This is a genomic window from Mesorhizobium sp. FG116 (assembly GCF_057809835.1).
Window position 1 is genome coordinate 1 of record NZ_JBMDKS010000134.1, and the last position, 721, is coordinate 721.

The following is a 721-nucleotide window of genomic DNA, read 5'->3' on the forward strand; positions in this document are numbered from 1 at the left end:
TGATGACGGTGGCGACGGGGCCGAAGATCTCTTCCTGCGACACCCGCATCTCGTGCTCGACGCCGGCAAACACCGTCGGCTGCACATAGTAGCCCTTGTCGGTGGCGCGGGCGCCGCCGGTGACCACCCTGGCGCCTTCGCCACGGCCGATGTCGATATAGCTCAGCACGCGGTTCATCTGCACTTCCGACACCAGCGGCCCCATCGAGGTCGAGGTTTCGAGCGGATCGCCGATGCGCATCGACTTGGCGCGCGCCGCCAGCCGCTCGACGACCTCGTCATAGATGTCGGCATGGGCGAGGATGCGCGAGCCTGCCGAGCAGACCTGGCCGGTGTTGAAGAAGATGCCCGAACCCGCGGCCTTCACCGCGGTGTCGATGTCGGCGTCGGGGAAGATGATGTTGGCCGACTTGCCGCCCAGCTCAAGCGTCACCCGCTTCAGATTGCCGGCAGCACCCTGCAGGATCTGGCGGCCAACCGTCGGCGATCCCGTGAACGTCACCTTGTCAACATCGGGATGATCAACCAACGCCTGGCCGGCCACCTTGCCGAAGCCCGGAACGACGTTCAGCACGCCTGCCGGGAAGCCCGCTTCAAGGGCAAGCTCACCGATCTTGAGCGCGGTGAGCGGCGTGATCTCAGCCGGCTTGACGACGAGCGTGCAGCCGCAGGCAAGTGCCGGGGCCATCTTCCACATGCCGATCATCAGCGGGAAGTTCCA

1 protein-coding gene is annotated in these 721 nt (G+C 65.7%); it reads right to left on the reverse strand.

Annotated elements, in window-relative coordinates; translation table 11 throughout:
• Positions 1-721, reverse strand: a 721-nt coding sequence (locus ACODTY_RS24115) for an aldehyde dehydrogenase family protein (RefSeq protein WP_488996700.1), incomplete at both ends; no start/stop codon positions are given.